The organism is Frigoribacterium sp. CFBP 13712 (assembly GCF_014842255.1).
In the GTDB taxonomy this organism is placed as follows: Bacteria; Actinomycetota; Actinomycetes; order Actinomycetales; family Microbacteriaceae; genus Frigoribacterium.
This window is the reverse complement of the sequence record NZ_JACYVH010000003.1, coordinates 147,996-167,907: the sequence shown is the minus strand read 5'-3', so window position 1 is coordinate 167,907 and position 19,912 is coordinate 147,996. Positions and strand designations below refer to the sequence as shown.

Annotated in this window: 15 protein-coding genes and 1 tRNA gene; 2 read left to right on the top strand and 14 right to left on the bottom strand. The window is 67.3% G+C overall.

What is annotated here, in order from left to right:
* Positions 1 to 17 precede the first annotated feature (17 nt).
* From uvrC to polA, 13 genes are all read right to left on the bottom strand, one after another.
* The gene (gene uvrC, locus IFT51_RS06945; RefSeq protein WP_192060349.1) at positions 18 to 1,970 is read right to left on the bottom strand and encodes an excinuclease ABC subunit UvrC; all 1,953 of its coding nucleotides are present in this window, start codon (positions 1,968 to 1,970) and stop codon (positions 18 to 20) included.
* A complete protein-coding gene (uvrA, locus tag IFT51_RS06940) occupies positions 1,967 to 4,921 on the bottom strand; it encodes an excinuclease ABC subunit UvrA (protein ID WP_192060348.1) in 2,955 nt (984 codons plus the stop codon). The genes uvrC and uvrA overlap by 4 nt, the downstream gene beginning before the upstream one ends.
* Before the next feature lie 39 nt (positions 4,922 to 4,960).
* The gene (locus IFT51_RS06935; RefSeq protein ID WP_192060347.1) at positions 4,961 to 5,863 is read right to left on the bottom strand and encodes an SDR family NAD(P)-dependent oxidoreductase; all 903 of its coding nucleotides are present in this window, start codon (positions 5,861 to 5,863) and stop codon (positions 4,961 to 4,963) included.
* A complete protein-coding gene (gene uvrB, locus IFT51_RS06930; RefSeq protein WP_192060346.1) occupies positions 5,853 to 7,919 on the bottom strand; it encodes an excinuclease ABC subunit UvrB in 2,067 nt (688 codons plus the stop codon). The genes IFT51_RS06935 and uvrB overlap by 11 nt, the downstream gene beginning before the upstream one ends.
* A gap of 10 nt (positions 7,920 to 7,929) precedes the next feature.
* Positions 7,930 to 8,580, bottom strand: a complete 651-nt coding sequence (coaE, locus tag IFT51_RS06925; RefSeq protein WP_192060345.1) for a dephospho-CoA kinase — start codon at positions 8,578 to 8,580, stop codon at positions 7,930 to 7,932.
* Between the two features lie 146 nt (positions 8,581 to 8,726).
* Positions 8,727 to 10,175, bottom strand: coding sequence for a 30S ribosomal protein S1 (gene rpsA, locus IFT51_RS06920; protein WP_055797456.1), 1,449 nt, complete (start codon positions 10,173 to 10,175; stop codon positions 8,727 to 8,729).
* A 180-nt stretch (positions 10,176 to 10,355) separates the two neighbouring features.
* On the bottom strand, positions 10,356 to 12,050 hold the full coding sequence (locus tag IFT51_RS06915; protein WP_192060344.1) for a DUF885 domain-containing protein: 1,695 nt from the start codon (positions 12,048 to 12,050) through the stop codon (positions 10,356 to 10,358).
* Positions 12,051 to 12,168: 118 nt separating this feature from the next.
* Positions 12,169 to 12,438: an HPr family phosphocarrier protein gene (locus tag IFT51_RS06910; protein ID WP_192060343.1), complete on the bottom strand. Its 270-nt coding sequence runs from the start codon at positions 12,436 to 12,438 to the stop codon at positions 12,169 to 12,171.
* Positions 12,439 to 12,538: 100 nt separating this feature from the next.
* Positions 12,539 to 13,000 carry a PTS sugar transporter subunit IIA gene (locus IFT51_RS06905; RefSeq protein WP_192060342.1) on the bottom strand — a complete coding sequence of 154 codons (462 nt, stop codon included), beginning with the start codon at positions 12,998 to 13,000 and terminating at the stop codon, positions 12,539 to 12,541.
* 2 nt (positions 13,001 to 13,002) lie between these two features.
* Positions 13,003 to 13,311, bottom strand: a complete 309-nt coding sequence (locus IFT51_RS06900) for a PTS lactose transporter subunit IIB (protein ID WP_192060341.1) — start codon at positions 13,309 to 13,311, stop codon at positions 13,003 to 13,005.
* A 61-nt stretch (positions 13,312 to 13,372) separates the two neighbouring features.
* Positions 13,373 to 14,572: a PTS mannitol transporter subunit IICB gene (locus tag IFT51_RS06895; protein ID WP_192060340.1), complete on the bottom strand. Its 1,200-nt coding sequence runs from the start codon at positions 14,570 to 14,572 to the stop codon at positions 13,373 to 13,375.
* 89 nt (positions 14,573 to 14,661) lie between these two features.
* Entirely contained in the window at positions 14,662 to 15,423 is a 762-nt protein-coding gene (locus tag IFT51_RS06890; RefSeq protein WP_192060339.1) for a DeoR/GlpR family DNA-binding transcription regulator, read from the bottom strand.
* A 300-nt stretch (positions 15,424 to 15,723) separates the two neighbouring features.
* Positions 15,724 to 18,390, bottom strand: a complete 2,667-nt coding sequence (gene polA / locus IFT51_RS06885) for a DNA polymerase I (RefSeq protein WP_192060338.1) — start codon at positions 18,388 to 18,390, stop codon at positions 15,724 to 15,726.
* A 72-nt stretch (positions 18,391 to 18,462) separates the two neighbouring features.
* Between polA and IFT51_RS06880 the strand changes: the two genes are divergently transcribed.
* On the top strand, positions 18,463 to 18,951 hold the full coding sequence (locus tag IFT51_RS06880; RefSeq protein ID WP_192060337.1) for a PaaI family thioesterase: 489 nt from the start codon (positions 18,463 to 18,465) through the stop codon (positions 18,949 to 18,951).
* Between the two features lie 81 nt (positions 18,952 to 19,032).
* Here IFT51_RS06880 and IFT51_RS06875 read toward each other — a convergent pair whose 3' ends face one another.
* A complete protein-coding gene (locus tag IFT51_RS06875) occupies positions 19,033 to 19,638 on the bottom strand; it encodes an ANTAR domain-containing response regulator (RefSeq protein ID WP_192060336.1) in 606 nt (201 codons plus the stop codon).
* A gap of 39 nt (positions 19,639 to 19,677) precedes the next feature.
* Here IFT51_RS06875 and IFT51_RS06870 point away from each other — a divergent pair.
* A tRNA-Leu gene (locus IFT51_RS06870) sits at positions 19,678 to 19,760 on the top strand.
* Positions 19,761 to 19,912: the final 152 nt, after the last annotated feature.

Genomic DNA, 19,912 nt, shown 5'->3' with positions numbered 1-19,912 from the left:
CAGGCGGTGGGACGATTCTAGGCGGGTACCGAGGCGTCACCCGGAACGTCGACCCCCTCCCCCTCTCGGTCGTCGGGCTGGTCGACGTCGTCGCCGCCCGCCGCCTCCGGTTCGCCGCCGAGCCGGTCGGCCACGGCCGCGGCCAGGGTCGGACCGATCCCCTTGATCGATGCGATCTCGTCGAGCCCCGCCTCCTTCAGACGCTTCACCGACCCGAAGTGCTTGAGCAGGCGCGCCACCCGCGAGGGGCCGAGCCCCGGGATCTCCGCGAGTTGCGACGCGATGTCGCGGCGCCGGCGCTGCCGCTGGAAGGTGATGGCGAACCGGTGCGCCTCGTCGCGGATGCGCTGGATGAGGAACAGCGCGTCGGAGTTGCGCGGCAGGATGACCGGGAAATCGTCGTCCGGGAGCCAGATCTCCTCCAGCCGCTTCGCGATGCCGCAGAGAGCGATGTCCGTGACGCCCGCGTCGTCCAGGGCGCGCCGGGCGGCCGCGACCTGGGGCTGCCCTCCGTCGACGATCAGGAGGTTGGGGCGATACGCGAAGCGCTTCCGCTGCTCGCCGACCTCCTCGACGGGGGCCAGCTCGTCGTCCAGGCGTGCGAGGCGCCGGCTCAGGGTCTGATAGATCGACTCGGTGTCGTCGGTCGACTGCGGGATACTGAAACGGCGGTACTGGTCTTTTCGGGGCAGTCCGTCTTCGAAGACGACCATGGACGCCACGATGTTCGTCCCCGAGAGGTGCGAGACGTCGTAGCACTCCATCCGCAGGGGCGCATCGGACATGCCGAGAGCCTCCTGGATGTCCGCGAGAGCCGTCGAGCGCGTCGCGAAGTCGGCACTGCGACGGGTCTTGTAGAGCATCAGGGCCTGCTGCGCGTTCAGAGTGGCCGTCTGCATCAACGCGGCCTTGTCGCCCCGTTGAGCGGTGTGGATCTGCACCTTGCCCCTCCCCCGCAGGCCACCCAGCACGCTCTCGAGCGCGTCGTTGTCGTCCGGTGTGGCGGTCACCACGATCTCCCGCGGCAGCTCCGCCCCGGCGGAGTAGGTGTCTTGCAGGATCTGCTCCACGAGCTCGCCGGTGCTGACGTCGATCTCCTTGTCGACCACCCATCCCCGGGATCCGCGGATGCGTCCGCCACGCACCGTGAAGAGCTGGACCGCGGCGGCGAGTTCGTCTTCCGCCAGTGCGAAGAGGTCGAGATCCACGGAGTCCCGGAGCACCACGGCCGACTTGTCGAGCACGGCCTCGAGGGCCTGCACCTGATCGCGGTAGCGGGCGGCCTCCTCGTAACGCTGCTCGATCGCAGCCGTCTTCATCTCCTTCTGGAGACCCGCGATGACCTTCTTGTCGTAGCTCTTCATGAATCGCACGAACTCGTCGACGATCCGTCTGTGCTCCTCGATCGTCACCTTGCCCGAGCACGGCCCGCCGCACCGGCCGATCTGACCGGGGAAGCAGGGCTTGCCGGTCTGCATGGCCTTCTTGTAGCTGCTGTCCGAGCAGGTGCGGATGGGGAACACCTTGATCATGAGGTCGATGGTGTCGTGGACGGCCCAGATCTTCGGATACGGACCGAAGTACTTCGCCCCCCGGATCTTGGGGTTCCGGGTGACCATCACCCGGGGCGCCTCGTCGCCGAGGGTCACAGCCATGAACGGGTAGGTCTTGTCGTCACGGAACTTGACGTTGAACGGCGGATCGAACTCTTTGATCCAGGTGTACTCGAGCTGCAGCGCCTCGATGTCGCTGCCGACGACCGTCCACGTCACCGAGCTCGCACTGAGCACCATGCGCCTCGTCCGCTCGTGCAGCGTCGGAAGAGGAGCGAAGTAGTTGCTCAGTCGAGCCCGGAGGTTCTTCGCCTTGCCGACGTAGAGGACCCGACCCCGTTCGTCGAGCCACCGGTAGACACCGGGGTCCGTCGGGATCTCACCCGCCTTGGGTCGCCAGGAGACCGTGTTGCTCATCGCGCCTCCATCGCCTCCCGACGGCGTCGCGCAGGAGCCTTCGAGGAGGTGCGTCCGGCTGTCGAGGTGTGCCCCGATTCGAGGATCTCGGCCAGGAAGACCCCCGTGTGGCTGTCGGGCACCTTCGCGAGGAACTCCGGTGTGCCGGCCGCGATCACGGAACCGCCGCCGGCGCCGCCTTCGGGGCCCATGTCGATCAGCCAGTCCGCCGACTTGATGACGTCGAGGTTGTGCTCGATGGTGATGACCGTGTTGCCCTTGTCGACCAGACCGTTGAGGACGATCAGCAGCTTCCGAACGTCTTCGAAGTGCAGACCCGTCGTCGGCTCGTCGAGCACGTAGATGCTGCGCCCGTTGGAGCGCTTCTGCAGCTCGGTGGCCAGCTTGACCCGCTGGGCCTCACCGCCGGAGAGGGTGGTGGCGCTCTGACCCAGTCGGACGTACCCGAGACCGACGTCGACCAGGGTCTTCATGAATCGCGAGATCGACGAGATGGCCTCGAAGAACTCGGCCGCCTCGCTGATCGGCATGTCGAGCACCTCGGAGATGTTCTTGCCCTTGTAGAGCACGGCGAGGGTCTCGCGGTTGTACCGCGCGCCGCCGCAGACCTCGCAGGCGACGTACACGTCGGGCAGGAAGTTCATCTCGATCTTGATGGTCCCGTCGCCGGCGCAGTTCTCGCAGCGACCGCCCTTGACGTTGAAGCTGAATCGGCCAGGCAGGTAGCCGCGCGCCTTCGCATCGGTGGTCTCGGCGAAGAGGTTGCGGATCTTGTCGAACACGCCCGTGTACGTGGCGGGGTTCGATCGGGGCGTCCGACCGATGGGGGCCTGGTCGACGTGGACGACCTTGTCGAGGTTGTCCAACCCCGTCACCCGGAGGTGCTTGCCCGGGATCTGACGCGCCCCGTTGAGCTTGTTCGCGAGCACCTTGTAGAGGATGTCGTTGACCAACGAGGACTTGCCCGAGCCGCTGACGCCCGTGACGGCGACGAACGCGCCGAGCGGGAAGTCGACCGTCACGTCTCGGAGGTTGTTGGCTTTAGCGCCGACGACGCTCAGCATCCGCTTCTTGTCGATGGGGCGTCGCTTCTTCGGCGTCTCGATCGATCGGCGACCCGACAGGTAGTCGCCCGTGTACGACTCGGTGTTGGCGACCAGATCCTCGTAGTTGCCGGAGTGGACGACGGTGCCCCCGTTCACCCCCGCACCCGGACCGATGTCGACGATCCAGTCCGCGGTCTTGATGGTGTCCTCGTCGTGCTCGACCACGATGAGGGTGTTGCCGAGGTTCTTGAGCTTCACGAGCGTGTCGATGAGACGACGGTTGTCTCGCTGGTGCAGGCCGATGCTCGGTTCGTCGAGCACGTAGAGGACACCGGTCAGGCCGGAGCCGATCTGCGTGGCGAGTCGGATGCGCTGCGCCTCGCCACCGGACAACGAGCCCGCCGAGCGACCCAGCGAGAGGTAGGTCAGACCGACCTCGAGGAGGAACTCGAGTCGGACTCGGATCTCGCGCAGGACCTGCGCCGCGATCCGTGCCTCGCGGGCGGTGAGAGTCAGACCGTTCATGAACTGGAAGGCGTCGGCGAGACTGAGCTCAGCCACGTCGGCGATGTTGCGGTCGGCCACCGTCACGGCCAGGACCTCGGGCTTGAGCCGCTTGCCCCGGCAGACGGAGCAGGGGATCTCGCGCAGGTACTCCGAGTAGCGCTGACGCTGGCTGTCGCTCTCGGCCTCCGCGTACTTCCGCTCGATGTAGGGCATGACCCCCTCGAACCCGGTCGAGTACTTCATCTCGCGACCGAAGCGGTTCTTCCACTTGACGGTGACCTCGAAGTCGTTGCCGTGCATAACGGCCTGCTGGATGCGCTCGGGAAGCTGGCCCCACGGGGTCTTGAGGCTGAAGTCGAGGTCGACGGCAAGACCCTCGAGGAGCTTCTGGAAGTAGTTGTAGAGGCCCTTGCCCGAGTTCGTCCAGGGGAGGATGACGCCCTCGACGAGACTGAGCTCGGGGTCGCCCAGGACCAGGTCGGTGTCGACGGACATGCGGGTACCGAGCCCGGAGCACTCGGGGCACGCACCGAACGGGGCGTTGAAGGAGAAGGTCCGCGGTTCGATCTCGGTCAGCTGGACGGGGTGGCCGTTGGGGCAGGAGAGCTTCTCGGAGAAGGTCCGGTACTTGCCGGCCGCGCCCGCGTCCGTGTCGACGAAGTCGACTGTCACGAGACCGTCGGTCAGGCGGAGCGCGGTCTCGAGCGAGTCGGTCAGGCGGGTGAGGCCGGACGGGGACGCGACGAGACGGTCGACCACGACGGAGATGTCGTGCTTGATCTGCTTCTTGAGCTTGGGGGGCGCGCTCAGCTGGATGGGCTCCCCGTCGACGATGGCCCGCGAGTAGCCGGAGGACGCCAGCTCGGCGAAGAGATCGACGAACTCGCCCTTCTTCTGAGACACGACCGGGCTGAGCACCTGGTACCGCGTGCCCTCCTCGAGCGTCATCAGCTGATCGGCGATCTGCTGCACGGTCTGCCTGCTGATCTTCTCCCCGCACACCGCGCAGTGCGCGATTCCGATGCGGGCCCAGAGCAGGCGCATGTAGTCGTAGATCTCGGTGATGGTGCCGACGGTGGATCGGGGGTTCCGGTTGGTCGACTTCTGGTCGATCGACACGGCAGGGCTGAGCCCTTCGATGAAGTCGACGTCGGGTCGATCGACCTGACCGAGGAACTGACGCGCATACGCCGAGAGCGACTCGACGTAGCGGCGCTGACCTTCGGCGAAGATCGTGTCGAAGGCCAGGGAGGACTTGCCGGACCCGGAGAGTCCCGTGAAGACCACGAGGGAGTCGCGAGGGATTTCGAGGTCGACGTTGTGGAGATTGTGGACTCGGGCGCCTCGAACACTGAGTTTCGGGACACCGTCTACGGGAGAGATTGACACTCTTGCCATTCTACGAAGACCGCCGGGGAAGAGACCGGGGTCGCTCGCTCAATCGAGGGTGGGTTGGGTTGAAGTGAGTCGTGCCGACTCGGACCAGAGTCGCTGGGCGGCGGCTGCGTCGTGCGCATGACGGGACGCTCTGACGAGGGCTGGTTCGCCGGTGAGCTGGAACCAGCCGGCCGGGCCCCAGTATTCCCCGCCGTCGACGCCTTCTGCCACGGCGGCGTGGACGAGCGGTTCGGCACCGATCTCCTTGCCCTGCGAGAAGGTGTGCATCATCGAGGTCAGGACGGCCGGCGGGCGCCGGGGCTCGACGACGGGAGGCCGAGGGTCGCTCAGCGACTCCCACGAGAAGCCCGGATGCGCGACGACACTCGACACCGACGAGCCGGACGCTCTGAGGCGTCGGTCGAGATCGAACCCGAACGTCATGACGGCGAGCTTGGACCGGGCGTAGGCGACGTAGCTCGAGTAGCTGGAGAGCATCATCGGATCGTCGAGGTCGAGCCGGACCCACCGGTGGCTGATGCTGCCGAGGTGGATGATGCGACCGGCCGGCGCCGCCTGAAGACCGGGCAGGAGGTGCGAGACGAGGGCGAAATGGCCGAGATGGTTCGTCCCGAACTGGAGCTCGAAGCCGTTCGCGGTCGTCTGTCGCCGACGCGAGCCGACCACGCCGGCGTTCGCGAGCAGCACGTCGACCGCCCCTCCGGCGGTGATCGCCGAGGCGCCCGTCCGTACGGACGTCAGGTCGGCGAGATCGAGCTCGACCGTCTCGAGGTCGGCGCTCGCGACGCGGTCTCGGATGGCATCGACTGCCCGGCTGGCCCGCTCGCCGTCGCGAGCGGCCAGCACCACCTTGTGGCCCTGCGCCGCCAACCGCTCCGCCGCGAAGAAACCGAGGCCCGCCGTCGCCCCGGTGACGACGACCCTCTTCGGGTCAGCGGACATGCCCTGCCGCCTCCATCTGTCGCAGATCCTTCTTGAGGTCGGCGACCTCGTCGCGGAGGCGCCCGGCCAACTCGAACTTGAGCTCGGCCGCCGCCTGCAGCATCTGCTCGTTGAGGTCGGCGATGATCGACTCGAGGCCGTTGGCGGCACCGGCCGCCAGACCCTGCCGTTTGAGATTCGGCGTGGGTGCGCGTTTCTTGCCGTCGCGGCCGGCGAGGAGTTCGGCCGTGTCGGCCCCCTCACGAGCGAGCGCCTCGGTGATGTCGGCGATCTTCTTCCGCAGCGGCTGCGGATCGATGCCCCGTTCGAGGTTGTACGCGATCTGCTTGTCCCGACGCCGGTCGGTCTCCTCCAGCGCCTGCTTCATGGAGTCCGTCATCTTGTCGGCGTACATGTGCACCTGACCGGACACGTTGCGGGCCGCACGACCGATGGTCTGGATCAGAGACGTCGACGACCGGAGGAAGCCCTCCTTGTCGGCGTCGAGGATGGCGACGAGCGACACCTCGGGGAGGTCGAGGCCCTCGCGGAGCAGGTTGATGCCGACCAGGACGTCGTAGACGCCTTGACGCAGCTCGGTCAACAGCTCCACACGTCGGAGGGTGTCGACATCGGAGTGGAGGTAACGGACACGGACACCGGCCTCGGTGAGGAAGTCGGTGAGCTCCTCCGCCATCTTCTTCGTCAGCGTCGTGACCAGAACCCGCTCGTCGCGATCCGTACGGAGGCGGATCTCCTCGAGGAGGTCGTCGATCTGCCCCTCGGACGGCTTGACGACGATCTCGGGGTCGATGAGTCCGGTCGGTCGGATGATCTGCTCGACCACGCTGTCCGTGATGCCGAGCTCGTACTTGCCCGGGGTCGCCGACAGGTACACCTTCTGCCCGACGCGGTTCAGGAACTCCTCGAATTTGAGGGGTCGGTTGTCGAGCGCACTGGGCAGTCGGAAACCGTGATCGACCAGGGTGCGCTTGCGGGAGGCGTCGCCCTCGTACATGGCGCCGATCTGCGGCACCGTCACGTGCGACTCGTCGATCACGACCAGCAGGTCGTCGGGGAAGTAGTCGAGGAGGCAGTGAGGCGCTTCGCCCGGCGAACGGCCGTCGATGTGGGAGGAGTAGTTCTCGATGCCGTTGCAGAACCCGATCTGCTCCATCATCTCGAGGTCGAAGGTCGTGCGCATGCGGAGGCGCTGGGACTCGAGCAGCTTGCCCTGCTTGTCGAGCTCTCCGAGTCGATCGGCCAGCTCGTCTTTGATGGTGCCGATGGCGCGATGCATGACGTCCGTGCCGGCCACGTAGTGGGACCCGGGGAACACGGACACGGCGTCGAGGGTCTTGACGACGTCGCCGGTGAGGGGGTGCAGGGCGTACAGAGCCTCGACCTCGTCGCCGAACATCTCGATGCGGATGGCGAGCTCCTCGTACATGGGGATGATCTCGATGGTGTCGCCACGCACGCGGAAGTTGCCGCGGGAGAAGTCGATGTCGTTGCGCTGGTACTGCATCGAGACGAACCGTCTGATCAGGGTCTCGCGGTCGATGCGCTGACCCACCTGCAGCGCGATCATGGCCTCGAGGTAGCCCTCGGGCGTGCCGAGCCCGTAGATGCACGACACCGTCGAGACGACGATGACGTCGCGGCGACTCAGCAGCGAGTTCGTGGTCGAGTGCCTCAGCCGCTCGACCTCGGCGTTGATCGAGCTGTCCTTCTCGATGAACGTGTCGGTCTGGGGCACGTACGCCTCGGGCTGGTAGTAGTCGTAGTACGAGACGAAGTACTCGACGGCGTTGTGCGGGAACATCTCACGGAACTCGTTCGCGAGCTGCGCGGCGAGGGTCTTGTTGTGCGCCAGCACGAGCGTCGGGCGCTGCACCTGTTCGACGAGCCAGGCGGTCGTCGCCGACTTGCCTGTTCCGGTCGCACCCAGGAGGACGACATCGGTCTCGCCCGCGTTGATCCGACCCGCGAGCTCGGCGATGGCGGCCGGCTGGTCGCCGCTCGGTTCGTACTCGCTGACGACTTCGAACGGGCGGACGCTACGGGTTGGTTCCATGCTTCCGAGTTTACGAGGGACCACCGACACTGGGCGCCTCGGGGGCGTCCGCCTTCCGTGCTGACAGCGAACGCAGCCGCTCGTGGAGATCGTCCGCGCGCCTCTTCGTGTCCTCCAGGCTGCCGGTGGCGTCGACGACGATGTCCGCCGCCTCGAGACGCTCCTCGTCCGACGCCTGGGCGTCGAGTCGCCGTTCGGCCTCGGTGCGCGACATGCCCCGCAACTCGATCAGACGACGGAGGCGCTGCTCGCGAGGAGCGTGGACGACGACGATGACGTCGAACTCGCCCGCACCGCGAGACTCGACCAGGAGGGGCACGTCGTAGACCACGACTCGTCTGGGGTCGTCGCGGACGGCCTCGGCCATGCGCTGCGCCGAGAGGGCTCTGACCGCGGGATGGATGATCGACTCGAGGTCGAGCCGAGCGGCCGAGTCACCGAAGACGAGGGCACCCAGTGCCTTGCGGTCGAGCCCGCCGGAAGGTGAGACGACACCGGTGCCGAAGCGCTCGACGACCGCCTCGAATCCCGGAGTCCCGACGTCGACGACCTCGCGGGAGAGCTGATCCGCATCGATGACGGCCGCACCCCTCTCGGCCAGACGCAGTGAGACGGTGCTCTTGCCGGCGGCGATCCCGCCCGTGAGGCCGCAGATGAACATGCCGCGATGATACTCGGCCGGGCCGGGCCGGGCCGGGTCAGGCCGCTGAGCGCAGACTCCCCCGCATCCGGCCGCAGACGCCGACAGGCGGTTCCCCCGAGGGGGAACCGCCTGTCAGTGCGATCGTGAGCGCCGAGGCGCCGTGATCAGTTGCTGCTGGAGAGCTTCTCGCGCAGTGCGGCGAGCGACTCGTCGTCGGCGAGGGTGCCGGCGCCCGAGGGGGTCTCGTTCGAGAACGAGGAGCCGGTGGGCACGTCGAACGTCGTCTCTTCGGCCAGCGAAGCGGCGACCTGCTTCTTGTGGGCCTCCCAGCGCGACTGGGCTGCAGCGTAGTCCTGCTCCCACTTCTCGCGCTGCGAGTCGAAGCCCTCGCGCCACTCGTTGGTCTCCGGGTCGAAGCCCTCGGGGTACTTGTAGTTGCCCTGGTCGTCGTACTCGGTGAGCATGCCGTACAGCGCCGGGTCGAACTCGGTGCCCTCGGGGTCGACGCCCTCGTTGGCCTGCTTGAGGCTCAGCGAGATGCGACGGCGGTCGAGGTCGATGTCGATGACCTTGACGAACACCTCGTCGCCGACGGCGACGACCTGCTCGGCGAGCTCGACGTGCTTGGCCGACAGCTCCGAGATGTGAACGAGGCCCTCGATGCCGTCTGCGACGCGCACGAACGCACCGAACGGGACGAGCTTCGTGACCTTGCCGGGCGCGACCTGACCGATGGCGTGCGTCCGAGCGAACACCTGCCACGGGTCTTCCTGCGTCGCCTTGAGCGAGAGCGAGACGCGCTCACGGTCGAGGTCGACCTCGAGGATCTCGACGGTGACCTCCTGGCCGACCTCCACGACCTCGCTGGCGTGCTCGATGTGCTTCCAGCTCAGTTCGGAGACGTGGACGAGACCGTCGACTCCGCCGAGGTCGACGAACGCACCGAAGTTGACGATCGACGACACGATGCCCTTGCGGACCTGGCCCTTGTGGAGGTTGTTGAGGAAGGTGGTGCGGCTCTCGGACTGAGTCTGCTCGAGGAGCGCGCGACGCGACAGGACCACGTTGTTGCGGTTCTTGTCGAGCTCGAGGATCTTGGCCTCGATCTCCTGGCCGAGGTACGGCGTGAGGTCGCGCACACGGCGGAGCTCGATGAGCGAGGCCGGGAGGAAGCCACGGAGTCCGATGTCGACGATGAGGCCGCCCTTGACGACCTCGATGACGGTACCGGTGACGACGCCGTCGGCGTCCTTGATCTTCTCCACGTCGCCCCAGGCACGCTCGTACTGAGCGCGCTTCTTGGACAGGATCAGACGGCCTTCCTTGTCCTCCTTCTGGAGGACCAGGGCCTCGACCGTGTCGCCGACCTCGACGACCTCGGTGGGGTCGACGTCGTGCTTGATCGAGAGTTCGCGCGAGGGGATGACGCCCTCGGTCTTGTAGCCGACGTCGAGGAGGACCTCGTCGCGGTCGATCTTCACGACGGTGCCTTCGATGAGGTCGCCGTCGTTGAAGAACTTCAGAGTCTTTTCGACCGCGGCCAGGAAGTCATCAGCGGATCCGATGTCGTTGATGGCGACCTGCTTGGGTGCCTTGGTCGTTACGGTTGTCATGTAGTTAGTGCTCCAGTGAAAGCATGAATCGGGCCGTGGTCGTCCGTGAACGTGTTCTCGGGGTGATCGACCGCAGCGTGCGGGCAGAGTGACGCGGATAGCGCATGGACATCATAGCCTCGTGTCCCGGCCGCGGCAACGGACCCCGACTCCGTGTCGACACTCGTCGATCGGGCCCCGTCAGCGGAGGAGCTCGCGCCTCAGCGTGTCGAGGCCGACCCCGCCGAGTCGGAGCGCGTCACGATGGAAGCGGCGCACGTCGAAGGCCGCGCCGTCTCGTCGGGTGCGTTCCGCGCGAAGGTCCTCCCAGATGCGCTGGCCCACCTTGTACGAGGGGGCCTGACCCGGCCAGCCGAGGTAACGGTCGACCTCGAAGACGACGAACTCGTCGTCCATGTTCACGTTCCGGCGCATGAAGTCCAGGGCGTTCTCGGCATCCCAGCGTCGTCCGCCGTCGCCCGGGAAGGGCTTCCCGAGATGCACTCCGATGTCGAGGACGACACGGGCCGCGCGCATCCGCTGGCCGTCGAGCATGCCGAGCCGGTCACCTGGATCGTCGAGGTAGCCGAGTTCGTCCATCAGGCGCTCCGCGTACAGGGCCCAGCCCTCGGCGTGACCCGAGGTACCCGCCAGCTGCCGCCTCCAGGTGTTCAGATTCGTGCGGTTGTGGACGGCCTGGCCGAGCTGCAGGTGGTGACCCGGGACGCCTTCGTGGTAGACGGTCGTCGTCTCGCGCCAGGTGTCGAAGCGGGTGACCCCCTCGGGCACCGACCACCACATCCGGCCGGGCCGCGAGAAGTCGTCGCTCGGACCCGTGTAGTAGATGCCGCCGTCACGGGTCGGGGCGATGCGGCATTCGAGGCGACGCAGCTCGTCGGGGATGTCGAAGTGGGTCCGACCGAGCTCGTCGACGGCCCGGTCGCTCAGCTCCTGCATCCAGTGCTGCAGGGCTTCCGTCCCGTCGAGACGCCGTGAGGGGTCTGCGTCGAGCACCTCGACCGCGCGTTGCACGCTCGCGCCCTCTTCGATCCGGCCGGCCACCGCCTCCTGCTCGGCGGTCATCCGCGCGAGCTCGTCGAGGCCCCACTCGTAGGTCTCGTCGAGGTCGATCGCCGCCCCGAGGAATCGACGGGAGTGCAGCGCGTACGCCTCGCGCCCCACTCCGTCGTGGGCGCCCCCGGACGGGAGCATCTCGTCGACCAGGAACCTCTCGAACCGGAGGTAGGCCGACGCGGCCGCCTCGGCTCCCCGTGCGAGATCGCGATCGAGGGAGGCAGGAGGCGCGGTGCCGTCTTCAGGACGGGCCCCGCCGACGAGATCGGCGAAGAATCCGTCTCGTCGTCCGATCCGTGCGCACTGGACGGCGACCTTCTCGATCTGCCGGCGAGCCGGGACGACGCCCTCGGCGGCACCGGCGCGGAGGGACGCCTCGTAGCCCTCGAGAGCGGACGGGACGGCCGCCAGACGGGAGGCGATGTCGGACCAGTCCGACAGCGAGCCCGTCGGCATCAGATCGAACACCTCGCGGATCCCCTGCGCGGGCGAAGCGATGACGTTCAGGTCGCGGAGATGCAGCCGCGCCTCGTGGAACTCGACGTCGAGCGCCAGCTCACCGCGCAGATCCGTCTGCGTCACGCGGTCGACGTCATCGACGACGGGGGCCGCGTCGAGAGCGGCGATGACGGCCCGCGCTTCGCCGATGCGCCGGTCGTGCCCCTCGGGCGAGTAGTCGCCGTACTCGCCTGTGCGCCCTTCACGCCCGATCCACGTCGCGACCGAGGGATCGAGATCGACGAGCGTGTCGACCCAGCGTTCGGCGATCGCGTCGATGGCTGTGGGGACGCGGCTGGAGGTGCTGGTCGAGTCGTCTGACATGCCCCGAGCCTAGACGCGACCTCCGACACGGCGGGCTGGTCATTCTCGGTGGCTGACAGAGAAGGGCACCGGGTCGACGTGTCGTCGACCCGGTGCCCTCGAGGACCGCAGGAGGCGCTCAGTCCTTGTCGAGGTCCGTCTCGAGCAGGGCGGCGAGCTCGTCGAGGGCGGCCTCGGCGTTGTCCCCGTCGGTGGCGATGACGACCTCGTCGCCGTGGTTGATGCCGAGCGACAGCACGCCGAGGATGCTCGCAGCGTTGACGCTCTTGCCGGCCGAGGTCGTGAGCGTCACCTTTGCACCGGTCTTGCCGGCCGCCTGGCTGAACAGCGAGGCGGGACGGGCGTGCAGACCGACGCTCGAGGCGATGGTGACGGTGCGTTCGGGCATTTCTACTCCTTGGTCGAGACCGGTGCGGTCTGGTGCCGTCGTCGTCGGACGGCGGTGCGGATCCGATCGGCCGGGAGGCCGGACGGAGGGGGCGTCGAGGTCAGTCGTCGTCTTCGTCGGACTGCAGCAGGTCGTAGACCTCCGAAGTCGTGGTCGCACCCCGGAGGGCTGCGGCCTTGTCGGGGTCCATCAGGATGCTCGCCAGCTGACTGAGGATGGCGATGTGCCCATTCCCCTTCGCGGCGATGCCCACGGTGACCGAGACCTCGTTGCCGTCCCAGTCGATCGGCTGCGGGAACCGGAGGACGACGAGGGCGTCGTTCTTCACCGAGTCCTTGCCCGCCAGGGTGCCGTGAGGGATGGCGACACCTTCGCCGACGTACGTCGAGACGGAGTTCTCACGCTCGAACATCGCGTCGATGTACGCCTCATCGATTGCGCCGGCCTCGACGAGGGCCCGACCGGTCGCCCGGATGGCCTCGTCGCGCGTGGCGGCGGACTCGTCGAGCCGGATGGAGGATTCGGCGAGCAGCGCCGTCAGTTCAGGAGCCTGGTCGGTCATCGTCAGACCTCGACCGTCGAGCCGTCCTGGATGGCCTTGACGACCTTGGCCACGTTGGGGTCGCCCATGAACAGCTGGAAGGGCACGACGGGGATGTCGGGGACGACCCCGCGCGCACGCTCGGCGAGGTTGTTCTGGGTGACGACGACGTCGGCGTCGGCCGGGATCTCGGACACCGGCGAGTGCTCGACGGTGACCCCGCTCTTCTTGAGCTGCTTCTTGAGCGTGGAGGCGAGCATGACGCTGCTGCCCATGCCCGCGTCGCAGGCGACGATGAGCTTCTTGATGGACGATCCGTCGAGGGTTGCCATGGTGTTCTCCTTGTTTCGAGGTGGATCGGGGGGCGGCCGGAGCCACCCCCCGATTCAATCACTAGGACGCTGTGGGAGCAGCGGTTCCCTTGCTGGTGGCCTTGTTGGCGGCGGTCGCCGCCTGCGCGTCGGCCAGCGCCTGCTGCTGGGCCTCGGCGTCCTCGGCCGCAGCCTCGCGGTTCTCCTTGCGACCGAAGCCCATCAGGAGCGATGAGACGACGAACGACACGAGAGCGGACAGCAGGATGCCGACCAGGATGAGCGGGAAGTCCCCCCGCGCGGCGACGCCGAAGTAGGCGATGATGCTGCCCGGCGAAGCCGGCCCGACGAGCCCGAGCCCGAAGGCCGAGAACCAGGCGATCCCCGTGGCGCCACCGGCGACGGCGGCGATGAGCAGGATGGGCTTCATGAGGATGTAGGGGAAGTAGATCTCGTGGATGCCGCCGAAGAAGTGCACGATGATGGCGGCGGGGGCCGACGGGCGGATGGCACGCGGGCCGAAGAAGAGGAACGCGAGGAGGATGCCGAGCCCGGGACCGGGGTTCGACTCGAGCATGAACAGGATGGACTTGCCGGCGTCTGCGGACTGGATGGCGCCGAGCGGGGTCAGGAAGCCCTGGTTGATGGCGTTGTTGAGGAACAGCACCTTCGCAGGCTCGATGATGATCGAGGCCAACGGCAGGAGACCGAGGTTGACCAGGAACTCGACGGCCTCACCGAACCGGTCGGTGAGCCACGTCGTGATCGGGGCGAGGCCGAAGAAGGCCGCGATGGCCATGGCCGCACCGATGATGCCGAGCGAGAAGTTGTTGACCAGCATCTCGAACCCGGACTTGATGCGACCCTCGACGAGCTTGTCGAACTGCTTCAGCACCCAGGCGGCCAGCGGGCCGACGATCATGGCGCCGAGGAACTGCGGGACGTCCGTCGCCGAGATGACACCGAGGACGGCGACGGCGGCGATGACCGCTCCGCGCTGACCGTGGATCATGCGACCACCGGTGTAGGCGATCAGGATCGGCAGCAGGTACGTGATGATCGGACCGACGATGCCGCCGTAGGGCTCGCCGGCGGAGTCCGTTCCGAAACCGCCGAGCTGCGGGACGGGCGTCCACCCGGTCTCGATGAACAGAGCCGTGATGAGACCCCAGGCGATGAACGCGCCGATGTTCGGCATGATCATGCCGGAGAGGAAGCCTCCGAACCGCTGTACGCGAGCGCGCACACCGGTCCCGGTGACCGTGGGGGTGAATTCGGACATGAGGGCGGTACTCCTTCGTACTCAGTGACGAGCGTGGGGGTGCGGGAGGGGGATGGTGCTTCGGGTGGGGCTGTGGGGGGAGGTCGTCATCAGACGATCACGACCCTGGGGCCGGCGCGCTCGACGTCGTCGGCGAGCTCGCCGTCGACCCCGGAGTCGGTGACGATCGTGTCGACGTCGGAGAGCGGGGAGACCTTCGCGAAGTCCTCGCGGCCGAACTTCGTGTGGTCGGCGAGGACGACGGTCCGCCTGGACGACGCGAGGAGGGCGCGCTTGACCCGCGCCTCGGCGAGATCGGGCGTGCTGAGCCCTCGCTCGACGGAGACGCCGTTCGTCCCGACGAAGGCCACGTCGGCGAAGACGTCGGCGAGCTGGCTGCGCGTCCAGTCCCCGACCGAGGAGTACGTCCTGGTGCGGATCAGTCCACCGAGGAGGTGCAATGTGACGTTGGGCCTGCTGATGAGGATGGTCGCCACGGCGAGCGAATGGGTGACGACCGTCAGCACGCGATCCACAGGCAGCAGCTCGGCGAACCGGATGGCCGTCGTGCCGGCGTCGATGATGATCGAACCCTCTTCGGGCAGCTCATCGAGCGCAGCTCGGGCGATGCGGTCCTTCTCGGCCGCCGCGGTGCCCTCACGATCGACGACGGGGGGCTCCATGCCGAGGCGCTCGACGGCGATGGCGCCACCGTGGACACGTCGGAGGACGCCACGCCGTTCGAGCTCGGTCAGATCCCGGCGCACGGTCTCGGGCGCGACCGAGAGGTCACGGGCCAGACCCGCCACCTCGACCCGACCTCTGCTCAATGCCGTATCGAGGATCTGCTGATGACGCTCAGGTGCGTACATGCGAGACCTCGTCGTCGTGCGGGGATGACTCACCGGAAGGAAGTCATCAGCTGTTCAGTGAATTAAGAGCCGTTTGGTGCCCGACGTTCACCGAGCAGATTTCATATAAGCCCGTTTGTGTCTGTTCGTCAAGTCGGGACCGCGTTTCTGCTTTGTTTGCGCCCGCTTCGAGTCGTCGCCGGGGCTTGAGGCGCGCGCAGGCTGCCACGGTCGCGCCCGAGTGTGCCCACTCCGAGCGGATCGAGCCGTTCTGGACCGACGCGGCGGGTCGGCTGGCCGACGATCGCGTCAGGCGGGCCGTCAGTGCGCCGCGGCGTCCCAGCTCTCGCCGAGACCCACGCTGACGTCGAGAGGCACTCTGAGATCGGCGGCACCGCTCATCTGGCGACGGACGATGTCGCGGATGGCGTCGACCTCGCCGGGTGCGACCTCGACGATCATCTCGTCGTGCACCTGCAGGAGGACACGCGACGCGAGTTCACGAGACCCGATCTCGGACTGCACTCCGAGCATGGCGATCTTCATGATGTCGGCGGCCGAGCCCTGGATCGGGGCGTTCAGCGCTGCACGTTCGGCGTTCTCGCGCAGCACCCGGTTGGGTGACTTGAGGTCGGCGAAGGGTCGACGGCGACCGAAGATGGTCTCGGTGTAGCCGTCTTCGCGGGCCTGCTCGACGACGTTCCGCAGGTACTCGCGGACGGCCCCGAAACGCGCGAAGTAGTCCGTCATCAGCTGCTTGGCCTCGGAGCTCTCGATCCGGAGCTGCTTCGACAGGCCGAATGCGCTCAAGCCGTAGGCGAGACCGTACGACATGGCCTTGACCTTCGTCCGCATGGCGGGTGAGACGTCGGCCGGTTCGACCCCGAAGATGCGGGCACCCACGAAGCGGTGCAGGTCCTCACCCTCGTTGAACGCCTGGATCAGGCCCTCGTCACCCGAGAGATGCGCCATGATCCGCATCTCGATCTGCGAGTAGTCGGCCGTCAGCAGGGTCTCGTACTCCGGACCGTGGATGAACGCGGCACGGATCTCGCGACCGACGGCGGCCTTGACCGGGATGTTCTGGAGGTTCGGGTCGACCGATGAGATCCGCCCGGTGGTCGTGCCGGTCTGGTCGTACGTCGTGTGGATGCGTTCGTCGTCGGCGATCGACTTCTCGAGCGTCTCGATGATCTGCCGCAGCTTGGTGGCATCGCGGTGCTTGAGGAGGAGATCGAGGAACGGGTGGGGATGCTTCTCCTGCAGGTCGGCGAGAGAGGCCGCGTCGGTGGAGAAGCCCGTCTTCGTCGCGCGGGTCTTCGGCATCTCGAGCTGCTCGAACAGCACCTCCTGCAGCTGCTTCGGGGAGCCGAGGTTGACCTCGCGGCCGATCTCCGCGAACGCCTCGGTGGCGAGTCCGGCTGCGGACTCGCCCAACCGCACGGACAGGGCCTGGAGCGTCGGGCGATCAGCGGCCACCCCGGTGAGCTCCATGTCGCCGAGCACCGGGACGAGCGGGAGCTCGATCTCCGTCAGGACGCGTCGCGACCCTTCATCGAGTGCGTCGACCAGGGAGTCCGAGAGGCGCAGGACGAACCACGCCTCGGATGCCACGCTGAAATCGTCTTCGCTGGCGACGAGCTGGTTGGGGTCGCCGACGGGCAGCGACTCGCCGAGCTGCTCGTAGACGAGGTCCGAGAGGGCGAACGACGTGCGGGCCGGTCGGAGGAGCCAGGCGGCGACACGGGGATCGCCGACGACGCCCGTGAGATGCAGACCCACTCGCGACAGTGCCTTGTAGGCGCGCTTGGCGTCGTGGACGACCTTGGGGGTCTCTCCGTCGAGCCAGGCCTCGAGGGCCACGTAGTCGCCGCGCCCGGCGGCCCACGGGATGTACGCCGATTCGACCTGCGTCGAGAGGCCGAGCCCGACGACGCCATCGTTGCCGTACTCGACCACGAGCCCCACGGGGCTCTGCGGGTCGGAGGCGTGCTTCTTGAGCCAGAAGGCGAGCTCTTCGTCGACGAGGGTACGGACGACGGGCATGCCGACCGGTGCTGCCGTCACGGCGGGCTCGGACGCCTCGCCGGTCGACGAGGACTCGGACAGGAGGAGGACGCGCTCGAGCAGCGTCCGGAACTGCAGCTTGTCGAACAGCTCTCGGACCGCAGCCTCGTCGATGCCCCGGCGCTCGAGGTCGGCCGGCCCCACGGGCAGCTCGACATCGGTGACCAGACGGTTCAGGCGACGATTGCGGATCGCGTTCTCTTTCTGCTCTCGCAGCTTCTGACCGACGACGCCCTTGATCTCGTCGGCGCGCTCGATGATCTGGTCGAGCCCCCCGTAGAGGTTGATCCACTTGACCGCGGTCTTCTCGCCGACCTTGTCGATGCCGATCAGATTGTCGCTGGTCTCGCCGACCAGGGCGGCCACCTCGGGATACTGATGCGGCTCGATGCCGTAGCGCTCGAACACCTTGTCGCGGTCGTAGCGGGTCAGTTCGCTGACGCCCCGAGCCGAGGGGTAGAGGAGGGTGACGTCGTCGTTCACCATCTGGATGGCGTCTCTGTCGCCGGAGACGACGAGCACTCGGAAGCCCTCGTCTCGACCGCGCGTCGCGAGGGTCGCGAGGATGTCGTCCGCCTCGAAGTCCTCTTTGGTGATGGTCGTGATGCCCATCGCGTGAAGGGCCTCCTCCAAGAGGGGGATCTGACCGACGAACTCGGGCGGGGTCTCGGAGCGCGTGCCCTTGTACTCGGGGTACTCGCGGGTGCGGAAGGAGAATCGCGAGATGTCGAACGCGACGGCCAGGTGCGTGGGCTTCTCGGCTTTGAGAAGACTCAGCAGCATCGAGATGAAGCCGTGGATCGCGTTGGTGTGCTGGCCCTCGCGGTTGACGAAACTGTCGACCGGTAGGGCGTAGAACGCGCGGAAGGCCAGCGAATGACCGTCGATGACCAGGAGGGTAGGCTTTGCTTCGTCCGACACCCCGTCAGCCTAGCGGGCACCTCCGACACGGCCGTCGGGGAGATCCACCGGACCACGGCCCCACGGAGCGCAATGACCTCCCACTCCCCCGCCGCCTCCTCCGAGGGCGCCGCCCATCAGGTCGGCGGATCCGGTGCCGTGCGCCCCGAGCTCAGTGACGCGGCGTCCGAGCTCTTCGGTCGTCGTGGAGTCGGCGACCTCGCCGAGAAGATGGGGATCGAGATCCTCGAGATGAGCGCCGAGCGCGCCGTGGCGCGGATGCCCGTCGCCGGCAACACGCAGCCGGTCGGCATCCTGCACGGCGGGGCGCACGTCGTCCTCGCGGAGACCCTCGGCTCCATCGCGTCGACGGTCCACGCTGGCCCGGGGCGGCTGGCCATGGGGATCGAGCTCAACGCGAGTCACAGTGGCTCGATCTCGACCGGCTGGGTCATCGGCACCTGCACCGCGATCCACCTGGGCCGGACGCTGGCGACGCATCAGATCGTGATGACGGACGAGGCAGGGCGGCTCCTCTCCACCGTCCGCATCACGAACTTCCTGACGGACGCGCGCTCCTGATCGGGAGCCGCAGCGGACGACGCGACAGACGGATCGAGGCCGCCACCCCGTGGGGTGACGGCCTCGTCGCGCGACTCGGGTCTACTTCTTGGCGCTGAGCTGCTCGATGATCGCCTGTGCGACGTCGTGCATCGTGAGTCGGCGGTCCATCGACGCCTTCTGGATCCAGCGGAAGGCCTCGGGCTCGGTCAGCCCCATCTTCTCGTTCAGCAGGCCCTTGGCCCGGTCGACGAGCTTGCGGGTCTCGAAGCGCTCGACGAGGTCGGCGACCTCGGCCTCGAGCGTGATGATCTGCGTGTAGCGCGACAAGGCGATCTCGATCGCCGGCAGGAGGTCGTTCGGTGTGAACGGCTTGACGACGTAGGCCAGGGCGCCGGCCTCGCTCGCCCGTTCGACGAGCTCCTTCTGGCTGAAGGCCGTCAGGAGGACGACGGGCGCGATGTGGTTCTTGCTCAGCGTCTCGGCCGCGCTGATGCCGTCGAGCTTCGGCATCTTGACGTCCATGATCACGAGATCGGGCCGGAGCTCGGTGGCGAGGGCGACGGCGGTCTCGCCGTCTCCGGCCTCGCCGACGACCTCGTAGCCGTTGTCGCGGAGGATCTCGACGATGTCGAGCCGGATGAGGGACTCATCTTCGGCCACGACGACGCGACGGGGTGCTGCTGGGGTTGCTTCCTGGTCACTCACGAAGCAGAGCCTACGGTATTCTTGCCTCGGTCGTCGTGAGCCGGATTGGCGGAATGGCAGACGCGGAGCACTCAAAATGCTCTGTCCGAGAGGGCGTGTGGGTTCGAGTCCCACATCCGGCACGAACGCGGCCAGCGACTTTTTCCGACATCTCCGTCGATGAAGTGGCGTGCGGGCCGGTCTTGTGCACTACAGTTGCATCACTGGTTGTTGTGTTACGCATTTGTATCTCGCGACGTTCCAGGTCGGACTTCTCCGGAAGTCGGGTCAGGTG